Source organism: Streptomyces sp. NPDC111520 (genome assembly GCF_055635295.1).
In genome coordinates this window covers 392,818-413,823 of record NZ_JBVKBW010000004.1, presented here as the reverse complement: position 1 = coordinate 413,823, position 21,006 = coordinate 392,818, and the positions used below count along the sequence as shown (strand labels likewise).

Annotated in this window: 1 protein-coding gene and 1 pseudogene; both read right to left on the bottom strand. The window is 75.1% G+C overall.

Annotated elements, in window-relative coordinates; translation table 11 throughout:
- Positions 1-30: 30 nt before the first annotated feature.
- The gene (locus ACZ7MY_RS11810; protein ID WP_499601209.1) at positions 31-15,546 is read right to left on the bottom strand and encodes a type I polyketide synthase; all 15,516 of its coding nucleotides are present in this window, start codon (positions 15,544-15,546) and stop codon (positions 31-33) included.
- 415 nt (positions 15,547-15,961) lie between these two features.
- Positions 15,962-20,950 (bottom strand): annotated as a pseudogene (locus ACZ7MY_RS11805) (type I polyketide synthase); the annotation flags it as partial.
- Positions 20,951-21,006 lie beyond the last annotated feature (56 nt).

The window sequence follows — 21,006 nt, the reverse complement described above, 5'->3', positions numbered from 1 at the left end:
GTGTCGGGGAGCCGGCCGGCCCGGGGGCGTTCAGGACAGCCCCAGTTCGTCGTCGAGGAGGTCGAAGATCTCCTCGGCGGTCGCGGACTGGATCTGCCGCTCCTCGGCGGCGCTGTCCTGCGCACCGTGCGTTCCGTTCCACTGCGCGAGCAGGTCCCGCAGCCGGGACGTGATGCCGGCGCGTTCGACGTCGTCGGGGCCGACCGCCGCGAGGACCGCCTCGAGCCGGTCGAGTTCCGCGTGGACGGGCGGGCGTGCCTGGTCGCCCCGGCCGAGCCGGTCGCCGAGGTAGCGGGCGAGGGCGGTGGGTGACGGGTAGTCGAAGATGAGGGTGACCGGGAGCCGCAGTCCCGAGTGCGCGGTGAGCCGGTTGCGCAGGTCGACCGCCGTGAGGGAGTCGAAGCCCAGGTCGAGGAAGCCGCGGGAGGCGTCCACGTCGTCCGCCCCGCCGTGGCCGAGGACCGCCGCGACCTGGGTGCGGACCAGGTCCGTGAGCAGGCGGTCGCGGTCGCCGGCCGGCAGCCCGGCCAGTCGTGCCTCCAGCGAGCCCGTGGCATCGGCGCCGGGGCGCGTCGCGCCGTGGGCACCGGTGTCGGCGGCGCGGCGGGCCGGGACGCGGACCAGGGAGCGCAGCAGCGGCGGCAGCGTGCCGTCGGCGGCCTGGGCGCGCAGCGCGGCCGGGTCGACGCGCATGGGGACGAGAACGGCGTCGTCGAGGGTGGTGGCGGTGTCGAAGAGTGCCAGTCCCTCGTCGGGTGCGAGGCCGAGGACTCCGGAGCGGGCCATCCTGCCGAGGTCCGTCTCGTCGAGGGCACCGGCCATGCCGCCCTCGGTGGCCCACAGGCCCCAGGCGAGGGAGGTGGCGGGCAGTCCGCGGGCGCGGCGGTGCTGGGCGAGGGCGTCGAGGAAGGCGTTGGCGGCGGCGTAGTTGCCCTGGCCGGGCGCGCCGAAGGAGCCGGCGACGGAGGAGAACAGGACGAAGGCGGTGACCGCGCCGCCTTCGGTGAGCTCGTGGAGGTTCCACGCGGCGTCGGCCTTGGGGCGCAGGACGGTGTCGAGGCGCTGCGGGGTGAGGGAGTCGATGATGCCGTCGTCGAGGACGCCGGCGGTGTGGACGACGGCGGTCAGCGGACGCCCGGCGGGGACGGCCGCCAGGACCGCCGCCAGCGCCTCACGGTCGGCGGCGTCGCACGCCGCCCACGTCACCGAAGCGCCCGACGCGACGATGTCGGCGGTCAGTTCGGCGGCACCGGGCGCGTCGGCGCCGCGCCGGCTGAGCAGCAGCAGGTGCCGTACGCCGCGCTCCGCCACCAGGTGACGGGCCAGCAGGCCGCCCAGGGTGCCGGTGGCGCCGGTGATCAGCACCGTCCCGTCGGTGTCGAAGGCGGGGACCCCGGTCTCGGCGCCGTCTCGCGCGACGCGCCGCAGCCGGAAGGCGTGGGCCTCGCCCGCCCGCAGGGCGAACTGGGGTTCGTCGGTGGCGAGCGCCGCGGGCAGGGCCGCCGGGGAGGCGTCGGTGCCGTCGGTGTCGACGAGCACGAAACGCCCGGGGTTCTCGGACTGCGCCGAGCGCACCAGCCCCCAGACCGGGGTGTGGGCGAGGTCGGTGACGTGCTCGCCCTCGGCGGCCGCGACGGCTCCACGGGTGACGAGGACGAGCCGTGCGTCGTCCAGCCGCTCCTCGGCGAGCCATTCCTTGACCAGGGCGAGGGCGTGGTGGGCGGCCGTCCGTGCGTCCACCGCGGGCCCGCCGTCGTCCGCGGACGGCAGCGGCACGAGGACGACGTCGGGTGCGGGGGCGCCGGCCGCGAGCGCGGCGCGCAGCGCGGGAAGTCCGGGGTGGGTCTCCAGGGACTCGCCGCCGACGCGCAGGGCAGCGGCGTCCTCGCCGAGTACGGTCCAGCGCTCCCCGGGGGGGATCGCAGCAGCCGTGAGGGGCAGCCTGGTCCATTCGACGGCGAACAGGGACTCGTGGTGGGCGGCCCGGTCGTCGCCGATCTGCCCGGCGGTGACGGGCCGCAGGACGAGGGACTCCACCGAGGCGACGGGCGCGCCCGCGGCGTCCGCCAGTTCCAGGGCCACTCCCCCGGACCCGGCGGGGGTCAGCCGGACGCGGATCGTGGCGGCGCCGACCGCGTGCAGGCGTACACCGGTCCAGGCGAACGGCAGCCGGGCGCCCTCGGCGGCGCCGTCGGCGGGCTCGCGCAGGCCGATGGCGTGCAGGGCGGCGTCGAGCAGGGCGGGGTGGATGCCGTAGGCGGGGGCGTCGGTGGTGTGCTCCTCGGCGAGGGCGATCTCGGCGAACGTCTCGTCACCGCGCCGCCACGCGGAGCGCAGGCCCTGGAACGCGGGTCCGTAGCCGAGTCCGGCGGCCGCGGCGGCCGGGTAGAACTCCTCGGTGCGGACGGGTTCCGCGCCGGGCGGCGGCCACACGGTCAGGTCGGACGAGGCCGTGGCGCCCGTGGTGGCGGGGGCGAGGATTCCTGCGGCGTGCCGGGTCCACGGCGTGTCGGCGGGGGCGTCGGCGCGTCGTGCGTGCAGCGTCAGGCTCCGGCGGCCGGCCTCGTCGGGAGCCTCCACCGCCACCTGGAGCTGGACGGCGCCCTGCTCGGGGAGGATCAGCGGGGCCTCGACGGTGAGTTCCTCCAGCGTGTCGCAGCCGCACTCAATACCGGCGCGCAAGGCGAGTTCCACGAAGGCCGAGCCGGGCAGCAGCACGGTGTCCATGACCGTGTGCTCGGCCAGCCAGGGGTGCGTGGACAGGGCCAGGCGTCCGGTCAGGACGAGTCCGTCGGACGCCGGGAGCGCGACGGCGGCGCCCAGCAGCGGGTGGTCGGCGGTGTCGAGGCCCGCGGCCAGGACGTCCTCGACACCGAGGCCCACGTCGAGCCAGTAGCGCTTGCGCTGGAAGGCGTAGGTGGGCAGGTCGACGCGCCGGGCGCCGGTTCCCGCGAAGTACGCCGCCCAGTCGACGGCGGCTCCGTGGACGTGGGCGCGGGCGAGGGCGGTGACGAGGGTCTCGGCCTCGGACCGGTCGCGGCGCAGGACGGGGGCGAAGACCGCTTCGCCGCTCGCGTCGTCCTCGTCGCCGGTGACGCATTCCTGGGCCATCGCGGACAGCACGCCGTCGGGGCCGAGTTCGAGGTACGTGGTGACGCCGGCCGCTTCCAGGGCGCGGATTCCGTCGAGGAAGCGGACGGCCTCGCGCACGTGCCGGACCCAGAAGTCCGCGGAGCCCATCTCGTCGGTGACGACGGCGCCGGTCAGGTGGGAGACCACGGGGATGCGCGGGGCCTCGTAGACCAGGCTCTCGGCGACCTTGCGGAACTCGGCCAGCATGCCGTCCATGTGCGGGGAGTGGAAGGCGTGGCTGACGGTCAGGCGGGTGGACTTGCGGTCCGGGAAGCGCTCGACGACCGCCCTGGCCGCGTCCTCGTCGCCGGCGACGACCACCGAGCGGGGGCCGTTGACCGCGGCGATGCTCACCCGGTCGTCCAGCAGCGGCAGGACCTCCTCCTCCGGGGCCTGCAGCGCGATCATCACGCCACCGGCGGGGAGGGCCTGCATCAACCGGGCGCGTGCGGCGAGCAGTTCGGCGGCGTCCTGGAGCGACAGGACGCCCGCGACGTGGGCGGCGACGATCTCGCCGACGGAGTGTCCGCTGACGAAGTCGGGGGTCAGGCCGAGCGATGCGACGAGCCGGAAGAGGGCCACCTCGACGGCGAAGAGCGCGGGCTGCGTGAACTGCGTCCGGTCGAGGAGCTCGGCGTCCTGTCCGAACAGCACGTCCTTCAGCGGTACGTCGAGGTGCCGGTCGAGTTCGGCGCAGACCTCGTCGAGCGCGGCGGCGAACACCGGGTGCGAGGCGTACAGTTCGCGGCCCATGCCGGGTCGCTGGCTGCCCTGGCCGGTGAAGAGGAAGGCCGTGCCGCCGGTGCGGGCGGTGCCGTGCAGCAGTCCGGCGGTGTCCTCGCCGCGGGCGAGGGCGTCCAGGCCGCGCAGGAGGCCGTCGCGGTCCGCGGCGACGAGCGCGGCGCGCTGTTCGAGCGCGGAGCGGGTCGTGGCCAGGGAGAGGGCGATGTCGGTGGTGCCCGGGGCGGGGTCGTCGCTCAGCTGCGTGTGCAGGCGGCGGGCCTGGGCGCGCAGCGCCTCCTCGTCGCGGGCCGACACGACCACGGGGACGAGGCTCGGCGCGGCCTCCGTCTCGGGCGCGGACGCGGCGGCGGGGGTGGGTTCGGGGGCCTGCTCGATGATGGCGTGGGCGTTGGTGCCGCTGATGCCGAAGGAGGAGACCCCGGCCCGGCGCGGGCGGCCGGTGTCGGGCCAGGCCACCTGCTCGGTGAGCAGGGACACCGCGCCCGACGACCAGTCGACGTGCGGGGTGGGCTCGTCGACGTGGAGGGTCTTCGGTACGACGCCGTGCCGCATCGCCATGACCATCTTGATGACGCCCGCGACGCCGGCGGCGGCCTGGGTGTGGCCGAGGTTGGACTTCACCGAACCGAGCAGCAGCGGGCGGTCGTCGGTGTGCTCCTGCCCGTAGGTGGCGAGCAGCGCCTGGGCCTCGATGGGGTCGCCGAGCGTGGTGCCGGTGCCGTGCGCCTCGACGACGTCGACGTCCTTCGCGGCGACACCGGCGCCGGCGAGCGCGGCACGGATGACGCGCTGCTGGGAGGGTCCGTTGGGCGCGGTCAGTCCGTTGCTCGCGCCGTCCTGGTTGACGGCGGAGCCGCGCACGACCGCGAGGACCGGGTGACCGTTGCGGCGGGCGTCGGAGAGGCGTTCCAGCAGGAGCATGCCGGCGCCCTCACCCCACCCGGTGCCGTCGGCGGCGGCCGCGAACGACTTGCAGCGGCCGTCGGCGGCCAGGCCGCGCTGGCGGCTGAACTCGATGAAGGTGCCCGGGGTGAACATCACGGTCACGCCGCCCGCCAGGGCCAGCGAGCACTCGCCGCGCCGCAGGGCCTGCGCGGCCAGGTGGAGGGCGACCAGCGAGGACGAGCACGCGGTGTCGACGGTGACCGCAGGGCCCTCCAGGCCGAAGGTGTAGGCGACGCGCCCGGAGACGACGCTGCTGGAGCTGCCGGTGCCGAGGTAGCCCTCGACGACGTCGGGCACGGCGTGCAGGCGCGCGCCGTAGTCGTGGTACATCACGCCGGCGAAGACGCCGGTGCTGCTGCCCCGTACGGAGGACGGCGAGATGCCGGCCCGCTCGAAGGCCTCCCAGGTGGTCTCCAGGAGCAGCCGCTGCTGCGGGTCCATGGCCAGCGCCTCGCGCGGCGAGATGCCGAAGAAGTGGGCGTCGAAGTCGGCGGCGTCGTGGAGGAAGCCGCCCGCGCGGGCGTAGCTGGTGCCCCGGCTCTCGGGGTCGGGGTCGTACAACGCCTCGGTGTCCCAGCCGCGGTTGCGCGGCAGCGGCGTGATGCCGTCCGCGCCGGCCGTCAGCAGCTCCCACAGGTCCTCGGGGCTGCGGACGCCTCCGGGGTAGCGGCAGCTCATCGCCACGACGGCGATCGGCTCGTCGTCGGCGGCCACGGGTGCCGGGGTGGTTCCGCCGGACGCCGCGGCGGTGTCGCCGGTCAGTTCGGCGCGCAGGTGGCGGGCGAGGACGGTGGGGTCGGGGTAGTCGAAGATCAGCGTCGCGGGCAGGCGCAGCGCGGTCGCGGCGGCCAGCCGGTTGCGCAGCTCGACGGCGGTCAGCGAGTCGAAGCCGAGTTCCTTGAAGGCGCGGCCGGGCTCGACGGACGCCGCTCCCGTGTGCCCGAGCGTCGCGGCGACCTCGGTCCGGACCAGGTCGAGCACGGCGCGGTCCCGCTCGGCCGCAGGGATCGCGGCGAGCCGGGCCCGCAGTTCGGACTGGGCCGCCCCGGTGGCGGCGGAGGCGTCGACGGTGCGCCGGGCCACGCCGCGCACGAGGCCGCGCAGCAGCGGGGCGAGGGTTCCGGCCGCCGCCAGGGAGCGCAGCGCCCCGGCGTCGACGCGCATGAGGGCGAGGGACGCCTCGGGCAGGGTGAGCGCGGTGTCGAACAGCTCCAGGCCGTCGGCGGCCGTCAGCGGCGGCAGCCCGGCGCGGCGCATGCGGTTGACGTCGGTGGCGTCGAGGGCCCCGGCCATGCCGTCGGCGACGTCCCACAGGCCCCAGGCCGTCGCGGTCGCGGGCAGCCCGCGTGCGTGGCGGTGCCGGGCGAGGGCGTCGAGGAAGGCGTTGGCGGCGGCGTAGTTGGCCTGTCCGGGGCCGCCGAACAGCCCGGAGGTGGACGAGAACAGTACGAACGCGGTGAGGTCCGCGTCCTGGGTGAGCTCGTGCAGGTGGAGGGCGGCGTCGACCTTCGGGCGCAGGACGGCGGAGAGCCGCTGCGGGGTCAGCGAGGAGACGACGCCGTCGTCGAGGACGCCGGCGGTGTGCACGACACCGGTCAGCGGGTGTTCGGCGGGAATGGCGGCGAGAACGGCGGCGAGGGCATCCCGGTCGGCGACGTCGCACGCGGCCCAGGTCGCCTCGGCACCGGAGGCGGCGAGGTCCGCGACGAGCGCGGCGGCGCCGGGCGCCTCGGCGCCGCGCCTGCCGACGAGCAGCAGCCGCCGCACACCGTGGCGGCCGGCCAGGTGCCGGGCGACCAGGCCGCCGAGCGCGCCGGTGGCGCCGGTGACGAGCACCGTGCCGTCGGGCCCGAAGGCGGGGCCCCGGTCGCGGACGGCGTCGTCCCCGCCGGTCGTGCGGTTCTCGGCGCGTGCCAGGCGCGGCACGAGTACGGTGCCGCCGCGCAGGGCGAACCGCTCCTCGTCACCGGTGAGGGCCGCCTGCAACGCCTGGCGGGTGCTGTCGTGTCCGTGGGCGTCGATGTCGACGAGGGCGATCCGGCCCGGGTTCTCGGTCTGCGCGGAGCCGAGCAGGCCCCACACGGTCGCCGCGGCCAGGTCGTCCACGCCGGGCGTGTCGGCAGCCGTCGCGCCCCGGGTCACGACCACGAGGCGGGAGGCGGCGAAGCGGTCGTCCGCCAGCCAGGCCTGGGCGAGGGCGAGCGCGCCGTGCGCGGCCTCGTGGACGACCGGCGCGGGGACGGTCCCCGGGTGGGCGGCGAGGACGGTGACGACCTCGTCCGGGACAGCCGCCCCCGCGTCGACGGCCGCGGCCAGCGCCGCGAGGTCGGGGTGGGTGTCCGCGTCCGTGCCGGCGAGCAGGGCGCGGGCCGCGTCGCCGAGGGCGGCCCAGCGGACCGGGGAGCCGTCGGTGAGGGCGGCCGGCGCCGGCAGTTCGGTCCACCGGGTCCGGAAGACGGACTCGTGGTGGGCGGGGCGGGCGGCGAGCTGACCGGCCGTCACGGGGCGCAGCCCCAGGGACTCGACGCTCGCTACGGGCGCGCCGGAGGCGTCCGCGATCTCCAGCCGGACGCCCTCGGCGCCGGCCGGGGTCAGGCGTACCCGCAGCGCGGCGGCGCCGCCCGCGTGCAGGGACACCCCGCTCCAGGCGAACGGCAGGCGTCCCTGGCCGTCGGCGGCGCCGATGCCGCCGAGGCCGATGGCGTGCAGGGCCGCGTCGAGCAGGGCCGGGTGCAGTCCGAAGCGGCGGGCCTCCTCCTCGACGCCCTGGGGCAGCCTGACCTCGGCGAAGACCTCGTCGTCGCGCTGCCACGCGGCGTGCAGGCCGCGGAAGGTGGGCCCGTAGGCGAAACCGATGGCATCGAGTCCCTCGTACCGGCCGTCCAGGTCCAGCGGGCGGGCTCCGGCCGGGGGCCAGGCGGTGAGGTCGGCGGCGGCCGGCGGCCGGCTCCCCTCGCAGAGGACACCGGCGGCGTGCCGGGTCCACGGTTCGTCGGCGGCGGCGCCCTCGGGGCGCGAGTGCAGGGCGAGCGGACGGCGTCCTGCCTGGTCGGCGGCGCCGACCCACAGCCGCAGTTGGACGCCACCGGTCTCGGGCAGCACCAGCGGCGCCTCGAGGGTCAGTTCCTCCAGCAGGTCGCAGCCGAGCTGGTCGCCGGCGCGGATCGCGAGCTCGACGAAGGCCGTTCCGGGCAGCAGGACGCTGCCGAGGATGGCGTGGTCGGCCAGCCAGGGGTGGGTGGCCAGGGCGAGCCGTCCGGCGAACACCATCCCGTCGGACTCCGGGAGGGCGACCCCGGCGCTCAGCAGCGGGTGCGCGGTGTCGTCGAGGCCGATCGCCTCGACGTCGCCGAGGTAGAGGGAGGGCAGGGCCGGCCAGTAGCGCTGCCGCTGGAAGGCGTAGGTGGGCAGGTCGACGCGTCGGGCACCGGTGCCGGCGAAGTACGCCTGCCAGTCGACCGCGACGCCTCGGGTGTGGGCGTGGGCGAGGGCGGTGGTGACGGTCTCGGCCTCGGGGCGGGCGGAGCGCAAGACGGGGACGAAGGCCGCGCCTTCCCCGGTCACGCACTCCTGGGCCATCGCCGAGAGCACACCGTCCGGGCCGAGTTCGAGGTACGTGGTGACGCCCGCGGCCTCCAGGGCGCGGACGCCGTCGAGGAAGCGGACGGCCTCACGGACGTGGCGGACCCAGAACTCGGGCGAGGTCATCGCGTCGGTGACGACGGTGCCGGTCAGGTTCGAGACGACCGGGATGCGCGGCGCCTCGAAGGACAGCCGGGACACCACGTCGCGGAAGGCGTCGAGCATGCCGTCCATGTGCGGGGAGTGGAACGCGTGGCTGACCGTCAGCCGCTTCGACCTGCGGTCCGCGAACAGCTCCACGACCGCCGTGGCGGCGTCCTCGTCGCCGGCGATCACCACCGACCCGGGTCCGTTGACGGCGGCGACGCTCACCCGGTCCGTCAGCAGCGGCAGGACCTCGTCCTCCGACGCCTGCAGCGCGATCATCACACCGCCCGTGGGCAGCGCCTGCATCAAACGGCCGCGCGCCGCCACCAGCGTGCACGCGTCCTCCAGCGAGAACACCCCGGCGACGTGCGCGGCGGCGATCTCGCCGATGGAGTGACCGGAGAGGAAGTCCGGCTTCACCCCCCAGCTCTCCAGCAGCCGGAAAAGCGCCACCTCGACGGCGAACAGCGCGGGCTGCGTGAACTCCGTCCGGTCGAGACGCTCCGCGTCCTCCCCGAACAGCACGTCCCGCAGCGGTACTTCGAGGTGCGGGTCCAGATGGGCGCAGGCCGCGTCCAGCGCGTCCGCGAACACCGGGTGCGCGGCGTACAGCTCCCGGCCCGTGCCGAGCCGCTGGCTGCCCTGGCCCGTGAACAGGAACGCGAGCTTGCCGGCCGCCGGGGAGTCCGTCACGACCTGCGCGGCGGACCGGCCGTCCGCCAGCGAGGCGAGCCCGGCGAGCAGTCCCGCACGGTCGTCGGCGACGACCGCCGCGCGCCGTTCGAAGGCGGTGCGGCCCGTGGCGAGGGACAGGCCCAGGTCCTCCGGGCGCAGAGCGGGGTCGGCCTCGGCGCGGGTGTGGAGGCGTCGCGCCTGGTCGCGCAGTGCCTCGTCGTCCTTGGCGGAGAGCACCCACGGCACGACGCCGGGACGGTACGTCGCGGGGGCGGCGGACTCCGCGGTCTCCGGGGCCTGTTCGACGATGGTGTGGGCGTTGGTGCCGCTGATGCCGAACGACGAGACGCCGGCCCGCCGGGGCCGCCCGGTCTCGGGCCACTCCCGGGCGTCGGTGAGCAGGGTGATGTCGCCCGCCGTCCAGTCGACGTGCGGGGTGGGCGCGTCCACGTGCAGCGTCGCCGGCAGCACGCCGTGCTCCATGGCGAGCACCATCTTCATGATGCCCGCGACACCGGCCGCCGCCTGTGTGTGCCCGAGGTTGGACTTGACGGACCCCAGGAACAGGGGCTGTTCGGGCGAGCGGTCCTGGCCGTAGGTGGCCAGCAGCGCCTGGGCCTCGATGGGGTCGCCGAGCGTGGTGCCGGTGCCGTGCGCCTCGACGGCGTCCACGTCGCAGGCCGCCAGACCGGCGCTCGCCAGGGCCTGCCGGATCACGCGCTGCTGGGACGGGCCGTTGGGAGCCGTGAGGCCGTTGCTGGCGCCGTCCTGGTTCACGGCCGAGCCGCGTACCAGCGCGAGGACCGGGTGGCCGTTGCGCCGCGCGTCCGACAGCCGCTCGACGAGCAGCATGCCGACGCCCTCGCCCCAGCCCGTGCCGTCGGCCGCGGCGGCGAAGGCCTTGATCCGGCCGTCTTCTGCGAGCCCGCGCTGGCGGCTGAAGTCGATGAAGGAGGCGGGCGTGGACATCACGGTGACGCCGCCCGCCAGGGCCATGGAGCACTCGCCGGCCCGCAGTGCCTGCATCGCCCAGTGCAGGGCGACCAGCGACGAAGAGCACGCGGTGTCCACGGTCACCGCGGGGCCCTCCAGCCCGAGGACGTACGAGATGCGGCCGGAGACCACGCTCGCCGTGTTGCCGGTGCCGATGAAGCCCTCGGCGCCGCCGGGAGCGGCCAGGATGACGTTCAGGTAGTCCTGGCCGTTGGTGCCGGTGAAGACGCCGATCTGCTCGCCGCGGACGGTCGTCGGGTCGATGCCGGCCCGCTCGAAGGCCTCCCAGGAGGTCTCCAGCAGCAACCGCTGCTGCGGGTCCATGGCCAGCGCCTCACGCGGCGAGATCCCGAAGAAGGCGGGGTCGAAGTGGCCCGCGTCCTGGAGGAACCCGCCCTCGCGGACGTAGCTGGTGTCGCCGGCGGCCTCCGGGTCGTAGAGCCCGTCGAGGTCCCAGCCGCGGTCGGCGGGGAAGCCGGTGATGGCGTCGCGGCCCCCGGCGAGGAGCTGCCACAGGTCCTCGGGACTGCGGACGCCGCCAGGGAAGCGGCAGCTCATCGCGACGATGGCGATGGGGTCGTCGTCGGTGGCCGGGGCGGTGGTGACGGGGGCGCGGCGGGCCGCGTCCGTTGCCTGGCCGCCGAGCACCTCACCGCGGAGGAAGTCCGCGAGGGTGTGGGAGTTGGGGTAGTCGAAGATCAGCGTGGCGGGCAGCCGCAGGCCGGTGCGGGCGGCGAGGCGGTTGCGGATCTCCACGGCGGTGAGCGAGTCGAAGCCGAGGTCGCGGAAGGCGGTGCCGGGGTCGACGGACTCCGGTCCGGGGTGGCCGAGGACGGCCGCGACCTGGGCGCGGACGAACTCCAGGGCGAGGGCGTCGCGTTCGCCTTCCGGGGCGTCGGCCAGCCGGTGGGCGAAGGTGTCGGTGTCGCTCGCGGGGTCGGCGGCCGTCCCGGGAGCGGCCGCGAGCGCCTGCGCGGCCTCGGGGAGGTCGGCGATCAGCGGGCAGGGGCGCACGGAGGCGAGGCCGGGGGCGAGCAGCCGCCAGTCGATGTCGGCGACGACGGCGGAGGTCTCGTCCATTGCGAGCGCCGAGCGCAGCGCCGCGACGGCGAGGTCGGGCGGGAGTGCGGGCAGGCCCGCGAGGCGCAGCCGCTCGGTGACGAGTTCGCCGGTGGCCATGCCGCCCTCGGCCCAGGCGCCCCAGGCGAGCACGGTGGCGGGCAGGCCGTCGGCGCGCCGCTGCTCGGCGAGGGCGTCCAAGTGGGCGTTGGCGGCGGCGTAGTTGGCCTGCCCCGCCGCCCCGAAGGTGGCGGCGACGGAGGAGAACAGCACGAACGCGGACAGGTCGAGGGCGCGGGTCAGCTCGTGCAGGACCTGCGCGGCGTACGCCTTGGGCCGCAGGACGTCCGCGAGACGGCGCGGCGTCATGGCGTCCAGGACTCCGTCGTCGAGGACGCCCGCGGCGTGGACGACGGTGGTCAGGGGGTGCTCGGCGGGGATGCCCGCGAGCAGGGCGGCGACCGCCTCGCGGTCGGCGACGTCGCAGGCGGCGAAGGTGACCTCGGCCCCCAGGGCGCCCAGCTCTGCGGCGAGTTCGCCGATGCCCTCGGCGTCGGCTCCGCGCCGGCTGACCAGCAGGAGGTGGCCGGCTCCGGCGCGGGCGAGCAGGCGGGCCACGTGCCGGCCGAGGGCTCCGGTGCCGCCGGTGACCAGCGCGGTGCCGGTGATGGTCCACTCGGCGGCGGGGGCCTCCTGGCGGGTGGCGCGGGCCAGCCTGCGGACGAGAACGCCGGTGGAGCGCACGGCGAGGTGGTCCTCGGTGCCCGCGCCGCCGAGGATGTCGGCGAGCCGGCCGGCGGCGCGGTCGTCGGCCGTCTGCGGCAGGTCGACCAGGCCGCCCCAGCGGCCCGGCAGTTCGAGTGCGGCGGTGCGGCCGAGGCCCCAGACCGCGGCCTGGGCGGTGCTGGCGAGGCGGTCGGAGCGGCCGGTGGAGACCGCGCCCCGGGTGGCGTTCCACAGCGGCGCCTCGGCGCCGGCGTCGCCGAGCGCCTGGACGAGGGCGGCGGTGGCGGCGAGCCCGGCGGGCAGCGCCGGGTCCTCGGGGTGCGGCCGCTCGTCGAGGGCGAGCAGGGACAGGACGCCGGCGAACTCGACGGAAGCCGTGCCGTCCTCGTCCAGGCGCCGGGCGACGGCCGCGCGGTCGTCGGCGGCCGGGTCGAGGACGAGCGTGCGCACGCCGGCGCCGCGCGCGGTCAGGATCTCCCGTGCGGCGCGCGCCCACGGGTCGTCCTCGTGCGCGGCGGGCAGCACGAGCAGCCACTGCCCGGTGAGCCGTCCCGGCGGCAGGCCGGTCAGCGGCTTCCACTGGACGCGGTAGCGCCACTGGTCGATCCGGTCGCTGTCGCGGTGGCGGCGGTGCCACGCGGACAGGGCGGGCAGCACGGCGCTGAGCGGCTGGTCGCCGTCGATGCCGAGGGTGTCGGCGAGGGCGGCCAGGTCCTCGCTGTCGACGACCTCCCAGAACCTGGCGTCGGTGGCGGAGGGCCGGCCGTCCTCGGGGAGTTCGGTCAGGTAGGAGAAGGCGTCGCGCGGCCAGTACGTCTCACGCTGGAAGGCGTAGGTAGGCAGGTCGACGCGGCGGGCGCCGGTGCCGGCGAACAGCCCGGTCCAGTCCGGGGAGTGCCCGCGCGCGTGGGCGCCGGCGACGGCCGCCACCAGCGACCGGGCCTCGGAACGGCCGGTGCGCAGCGCGGGCAGGAAGGCCGCGGCCCGGTGCCCGGTGGCGGTGCGGCACTCCTCGCCGAGCGCCGACAGGACTCCCCCGGGGCCCAGTTCGAGGTAGGTGGTGACGCCCCGGCCCTCCAGGCGGCGGATGCCGTCGAGGAAGCGGACGGCCTCGCGCACGTGGCGCACCCAGTAGTCCGCGGAGGCCATGTCCTCGCCGGCCAGGTCGCCGGTGACGTGGGAGACGACCGCGATGCGGGGCGCCTGGAACGACAGTCGCGCCACGACCTCCCGGAAGGCGTCGAGCATGCCGTCCATGTGCGGGGAGTGGAAGGCGTGGCTGACCGTCAGGCGCTTGGACCTGCGGCCGTCGAACTCGTCGACGATGCGGCCGGCCGCGTCCTCGTCGCCGGCGATGACGACCGCGCGGGGGCCGTTGACGGCGGCGATGCCCACGCGGTCGGTGAGCAGCGGCAGGACCTCGTCCTCCGACGCCTCGAGCGCGATCATCACGCCGCCGGCCGGCAGGGCCTGCATCAGCCGGCCGCGGGCGGCGACGAGCGTGCACGCGTCCTCCAGCGAGAACACCCCCGCCACATGGGCCGCGGCGATCTCGCCGATCGAGTGCCCGGCCAGGTAGTCGGGCCTCAGGCCCCACGACTCGACGAGCCGGAACAGGGCCACCTCGACGGCGAACAGCGCCGGCTGGGTCCACTCCGTCCGGTCGAGCAGGTCCGCGTCGTCGCCGAACAGCACGTCCTTCAGCGGCCGGTCGAGGTGCGCGTCCAGGTGCGCGCACACCGCGTCCAGCGCCTGCGCGAACGCCGGGTACGTCTCGTACAGCTCCCGGCCCATGCCGAGCCGCTGGCTGCCCTGGCCGGTGAAGAGGAAGGCGAGCTTGCCCTCGCCGGCGCTCCCCTCGACGAGGTCGGCGGAGGTGCCCGCTTCGGCCAGTGCGGCGAGCCCGGCGAGCAGTCCGTCGCGGTCCTCGGCGACGACCGCGGCGCGGCGGTCGAGGGCGGCGCGGGTGAGCGCCTGCGAGTACGCGACGTCGGCGACGCGGAGGCCGGGGTGGGCGGTGATGTGGGCGTGCAGCGCGGCGGCCTGCGCGCGCAGGACGGCCTCGGTCCGGCCGGACAGGACGACGGGCAGGACGGCCGGCGCGGTCGTCTGCCCGGCGGGATCCGCCGGTTCGGCCGCCTCCGGCCGGTCGGACGAGGTCTCGGCGCCCTCCAGGATGATGTGCGCGTTGGTGCCGCTCATGCCGAAGGACGAGACACCGATGCGGCGCGGCCGGTCGCCCTCGGGCCAGGGGCGCGCCTCGGCGAGCAGCGACACCTCTCCCGCCTCCCAGTCGACGTGCGGCGTCGGCTCGGTCAGGTGGAGGAGGCGCGGCAGCACGCCGTGCCGCATCGCCATCACGCTCTTGATGACGCCCGCCACGCCGGCGGCGGCCTGGGCGTGGCCGATGTTCGTCTTGAGCGAGCCGACCCACAGCGGCCGCCCGTCGGGCCGGTCCTGGCCGTAGGTGGCGATCAGCGCCTGCGCCTCGATGGGGTCGCCGAGGCTGGTGCCGGTGCCGTGCGCCTCGACGGCGTCGACCTCGTCGGGGGTGAGCCGGGCATTGGAGAGCGCCTGAAGGATGACACGCTGCTGCGACGGGCCGTTGGGCGCGGTGAGGCCGTTGCTGGCCCCGTCCTGGTTCACCGCGGACCCGCGGACCACGGCGAGGACGGGGTGGCCCTTGCGGCGGGCGTCGGACAGCCGCTCGACCAGGAGCACGCCGACGCCCTCGGCGAGGCTGAAGCCGTCGGCCTCCGGGGAGAACGCCTTGCAGCGGCCGTCGTCGGCGAGGCCGCGCTGCTTGCTGTAGTCGACGAACGTGCCGGGGGCGGACATCAGCGTGGCGCCGCCGGCGAGCGCGAGCGTGCACTCGCCGTTGCGCAGCGCCTGGACGGCCAGGTGGAGGGCGACCAGGGAGGACGAGCAGGCGGTGTCGACGGTGAGCGCCGGTCCCTCGAGGCCGAGGGTGTAGGAGAGCCGGCCCGACGCGACGCTCGCCGCGTTGCCGATGCCGATGTAGCCCTCGATGTTCTCCGACGAGCTGAGCAGCGCCGCGAGGTAGTCGTGGTTGCTGGTGCCGACGAAGACGCCGACCTGCTTGCCGCGCATGGACGTCGGGTCGATGCCGGCCCGCTCGAACGCCTCCCAGGACGTCTCCAGCAGCAGCCGCTGCTGGGGGTCCATGGCCAGCGCCTCACGCGGCGAGATCCCGAAGAGCGACGGGTCGAAGCGGGCGATGTCGGAGACGAAGCCGCCCTGGTCGGCGTAGCTGGTGCCCGGGTGGTCGGGGTCCGGGTGGAACACCGCCTCCAGGTCCCAGCCGCGGTCCGCGGGGAAACCGGAGATCGCGTCGACGCCCTCGGCGGCGATCCGCCAGAGGTCCTCGGGGGAGGTCGCGCCGCCGGGGTAGCGGCACGCCATGCCCACGATGGCGATGGGTTCCTGACTCTTGGCCTCGGCCTCGCGCAGCCGCTGACGCGTCTGATGCAGATCCGCCGTCACCAGCTTCAGGTAGTCCCGCAGCGTCTCTTCGTTCGCCATTTAACGCAACCACCTATTTGCCGCGGGCGCCGTCAGAAAATTATCGGAAAGCCGGGAATCGCATCTGGTATTCAGCCGCTTCTTTGCTGATCAAATCGGCTGGCCAGCGGTCAGAATATTCAGCCCGTGATTCCGCGGACAACCCCTAACGGCCCCCTACACACCCCTGCATCGCAGGTTGCACGGGTCATGGCCACCGTGCGGCAATTCAAAGGGTGTCGACCATGGTGACCGGCGGAGGACACTGCCGTCAATAATGCGCCGCCATCTGTTCCGTAATTCCCGGGCCGGACGGGACGGGGACGGCCCCGGATTCGGTAGTTCGGGGCCCCCGAAGGGGCCGGGGGCCGCTGCACCGGGGAACCCCGGGGGGCCGGGCCGCCACTGGGCGGCGGCCCGGCCCCCGGACCGCGGTTCAGGCGCGGCCGAGCCCCTTGTTGATGAACGCGAACAGCTCCTCGTCACTGGCGTCCTGGAGCTGCGCCACCTCGTCCAGCACACCGTCGGGCGAGCCCGCCCCGGCACCGTCCTCGGCCTCCCCCGCCACCGGCACCGGCACCGCCGGACCGGCCGGCTCCGGCTCGTCGCTCTCGTTCCACTTGGCCAGCAGCGACTGCAGCCGCATCGTCACCCGGGCCCGTACGACGTTGTCGCCGGTCCCCCGCTGCAGCACGGCCTCCAGCCTGTCCAGTTCCTCCAGCAACGGCGCCCCGCCCGCAGCGGCGTCGGGCACGACACCGGCGCGCAGGAAACCGGCGACGGCAGCCGGCGTCGGGTGGTCGAAGACCAGGCTGGCCGGCAGCTTGAGCCCGCTCACGGCCCCGAGTCGGTTGCGGAGTTCGACCGAGGTGAGCGAGTCGAAGCCCAGTTCCTTGAACGCCCGGTTCGCCTCCACGGCCGACAGGTCCGCGTGGCCGAGGACGGCGGCGACGGCGGTGCGGACGAGGTCGAGGAGCAGCCGTTCCTGCTCGGCCTCGGGGAGCCCGCCGAGCTGCTTGGCGAGCGGCACGCCCCCCGCCAGGTCGTCGGCGGACTCGCGCTCGGCGGACTCGATCACGCGCCGGGCCTCGGGCAGTTCCCCGAGCAGCGGCCGGTCGCGGTCCGCGGTGAAGGCGAGGGTGAAGCGCTTCCAGTCCATGTCGGCGACGGTCAGCGTCGTCTCGTCCCGGTCCAGCGCGTGCTGCAGGGCGGACAGCGTGCGCTCCGGCGCCATCGTCAGGATGCCGTGGCGGCGCATGCGGTCGCCCACCGCGCTGCCGTCGCCCTCGCCGCTGCCCCAGGGGCCCCAGGGGCCCCAGGCCACGGACGTGGCGGGGAGACCGGCCGCCCTGCGGTGCTCGGCGAACGCGTCCAGGAAGGCGTTGCCCGGCGCCTGGTTGCCCTGTCCGGGCGCGCCGAAGGTGGCGGCGAAGGACGAGAACAGCACGAAGGCGGACAGGTCCAGGTCACGGGTCAGCTCGTGCAGGTGCAGCGTCGCGTCGACCTTGACGCGCAGCACCGCCTCCACCTGCTCGGGGCTCAGCGCCTCGATGACCCCGTCGTCCACCGCCGCGGCCGCGTGGACGACGGCGGTCAGGGGCCGGTCGGCCGGGACGGTGTCGAGGAGCGCGGCCAGGGCGTCCCGGTCGGCTACGTCGCAGGCGGCGACGGTCACCTCGGCGCCAAGCGCCGTCAGTTCGTCCCGCAACTCGGTGGCACCGGGGGCGTCGATGCCCCGGCGGCTCGCGAGCAGGAGGTGGTCGGCGCCGTTGGACGCGAGCCAGCGGGCGACGTGCGCGCCGAGCGCGCCCGTACCACCGGTGACCAGCACCGTGCCCCGCGGTCGCCACTCACGGACGGTGCTGGTCTCCGCCAGCCGCGCACGTACCAGACGGCGGCCGAAGATCCCGGAAGCCCTCAGCGCGACCTGGTCCTCCGGGCCGTCACCACCGAGGACACCGGCCAGGCGCGCCAGCGTACGGTCGTCCGCGATGTCCGTGCCGGGCAGGTCGACGAGGCCGCCCCAGCGGCCGCCCTGCTCCATGGAGGCGACCCGGCCGAGACCCCAGATCAGTGCCTGGGCGGGATCGGTCACCTGCTCGGAGCGGCCGGCGGCGACCGCACCGCGGGTGACGCACCACAGCGGGGCGGTCACCTCGGCGTCGCCGAGTGCCTGGACGAACGCGAGTTCACCGGCGAACGCGCCCTCGCCGCCGAGGGCGAGGAGGGAGAGGACACCGCCGGGCGCAGTGCCGTCGAGTGCGGCCTTCACGGTCGCCGTCAGCTGCTCGCGGTCGGCCGTGCCGTGCTCGACGCGCACGGCACGCACCTGCGCCCCGCGCTCGGCGAGAGTGCGCTCGACGGCGGCCGCCCACTCCTCGTCCGCTCCGGTGAGCGTGTCGGGGACGGCGAGCAGCCAGGTGCCGGTCAGGTGGGCGGCGGCCGGCTCGGGCACCGGCTTCCACGTCACGCGGTAACGCCAGCCGTCGACCGTGGACTGCTCACGGCTCTGCCGACGCCACGAAGACAGTCCGGGCAGGACATCGCCCAACGAACCGATCGCTTCCGGGGTGTCCAGATCGAGGGTGCCCGCAAGGGCTTCGAGGTCCTCGCGTTCGACGGCCTCCCAGAAGCGTGCGTCGACCGTGTTCTCCACCGGCGCGTCGGCGTCGGAACGAGCGGTGATCTCGGGCCAGAACCGCTGCGGCTGGAAGGCGTAGGTGGGCAGGTCTATGCGGCGGGCGCCGGCTCCGGCGAACCCCGCCTGCCAGTCCACGGACGCGCCGTGCACGTAGGCCTCGCCAAGCGACAGCCAGAACCGCTCCAGACCGCCTTCGTTGCGGCGCAGCGAGCCCAGGACCGCGGCCTCACGACCGGCGTCCTCCACGGTCTCCTGCAGCCCGACCGTCAGGACGGGGTGCGGGCTGGACTCCACGAACACACCGAAGCCTTGCTCCAGCAGCATCCGGACCGCCTGCTCCAGCTCGACGGTCTGGCGAAGGTTCCGGAACCAGTAACCGCCGTCCAACTCCGGCCCGGACATCCACTCGCCGGTCACCGTCGACAGGAACGGCACCCCAGCCTCACCCGGCGCGATCGGCGCCAACAACTTCCCGAGCTCTTCTTCGAGGAGGTCGACCTGCGCGGAGTGCGAGGCGTAGTCCACCGCGATCCGCCGCGCCCGCACGCCGTCTGCCTCGCAGGAGGCCAGCAGCTCATCCAGCGCCTGCACCTCACCGGAGACCACCACGGAGGACGGGCCGTTCACCGCGGCAACGGAGATCCGCTCCTCGCCCCACGCAGCGATCCGCTCGCGCACATGCGCTGCGGGCAGCGCCACCGACACCATCCCGCCCAGGCCTGCCAGCACCCGACCGATCGCCTGACTGCGCAGAGCCACCACCCGGGCCGCGTCCTCCAGCGACAGGATCCCCGCCACGCACGCAGCGGCGATCTCGCCCTGCGAATGCCCGATCACCGCCGCCGGACGCACCCCCGCGGCCTTCCACACCTCCGCCAGCGACACCATCACCGCGAACAACGCAGGCTGCACCACATCCACGCGCTCCAACGACGGAGCACCCTCCACACCACGCAGCACATCCACCAGCGACCAACCGGTCAACGGCTCCAACGCCCGCGCGCACTCCCCCAGCCGCTCCGCGAACACCGGCGAGGAATCCAGCAGTTCCACGGCCATACCGACCCACTGCGAGCCCTGACCCGGGAACACGAACACCGTCTTGCCACCGACAACCCGCCCGGACACCACACCCGCCGCCGGCACACCCTGCGCCACCGCCGACAACCCCGCCGCATGGTCACCCAGCACCACCGCACGGTGCTCCAACGCCGCCCGAGACGACGCCAACGACCACCCCACATCAGCCACCGAAGCCGCCGAGCCGGCCTCACCCACCAGCCAGCCCGACACCCGCTCCGCCTGACCCCGCAACGCCGCCACGCTCTTGCCCGACAACACCCACGGCACCACCGCAGGACCACCGGAGGGCGAGGCGGCTTCATCCTCGAGCTCGGGCTCCGGCGCCTGCTCCACGATCACGTGCGCGTTCGTCCCACTGAACCCGAACGACGACACACCCGCCCGCCGCGCACGCCCCGAATCCGGCCACACCACCGCATCCGACGCCAACGACACCGCACCCGACGCCCAATCCACATGCGGCGACGGCTCATCCACATGCAACGACTTCGGCACCACACCATGCCGCATCGCCAACACCATCTTCATCACGCCCGCCACACCGGCCGCGGCCTGCGTGTGACCGATGTTCGACTTCACGGAACCCAGGAGCAAGGGCCGCTCCGCCGGCCGATCCTGGCCGTAGGTGGCCAGCAGCGCCTGGGCCTCGATCGGGTCGCCCAGCGCCGTGCCGGTGCCGTGCGCCTCCACCACGTCCACATCGCCCGCCGAAAGGCGCGCGTTGGCGAGGGCCGCGCGGATCACCCGCTGCTGCGAGGGACCGTTCGGCGCCGTCAGACCGTTGCTCGCGCCGTCCTGGTTGATCGCCGAACCCCGCACCACCGCCAGCACCGGGCGGCCGTTGCGCCGCGCGTCCGACAGCCGCTCCAGCAGGAGGAGACCCACGCCCTCCGCCGGGCCGAAGCCGTCGGCGTCGGACGAGAACGCCTTGCAGCGTCCGTCCGGAGCGAGGCCGCGCTGCCGGGAGAACTCGATGAACAGGCCCGGCGTCGACATCACGTGGACGCCGCCGGCCAGCGCCAGCGAGCACTCCCCCGCCCGCAGCGCCTGCACCGCCAGGTGCAGCGCCACCAGCGAGGCCGAGCAGGCCGTGTCGACGGTGACCGCCGGGCCTTCGAGGCCGAGGGTGTATGAGATGCGGCCGGACATCACACTGGCCGCGTTCCCGGTGCCCAGGTGACCGGCGTAGTCCTCGGCGGCCTCAAGCAGCGGGGTCAGGTAGTCCGAGCCGTTGACGCCGACGTACACGCCGGCCTGGCTGCCGCGCAGGGTGCCCGGGTCGATGCCCGCCCGCTCGAACGCCTCCCAGGACGTCTCCAGCAGCAGCCGCTGCTGCGGGTCCATGGCCAGCGCCTCACGCGGCGAGATCCCGAAGAACCCGGCGTCGAAGGAGGGGGCGTCGGCGAGGAAACCGCCCTCGCGGGTGATCGACGTGCCGGGTTCGTCGGGGTCGTCCGAGAAGAGCCCTTCGAGCTCCCAGCCCCGGTCCGCGGGGAACGCGGTGAGCGCGTCGCCGCCGGCGGCGAGCAGGTCCCACAGGTCCTCGGGGGAGCGTACGCCGCCCGGGAAGCGGCAGCTCATCGCCGTGACGGCGATCGGCTCGTGAGCCTGGCTCTCGATGTCCCGCAGGCGTCCGTACGCCTCGTCGAGATCGGTCGTGACCTTCTTGAGGTACTCGCGGAGCTTCGCTTCGTTCGCCACTGGCGCTTCACCTATTCGCGTGGTCGAGACCGTGGAGTCTTCTCGCACGTGCTCGG

What these genes read in the sequence shown, in the direction of transcription:
- ACZ7MY_RS11810 (WP_499601209.1), bottom strand. Translation starts at nt 15,546, where the DNA reads ATGGCGAACGAAGAGACGCTGCGGGACTACCTGAAGCTGGTGACGGCG.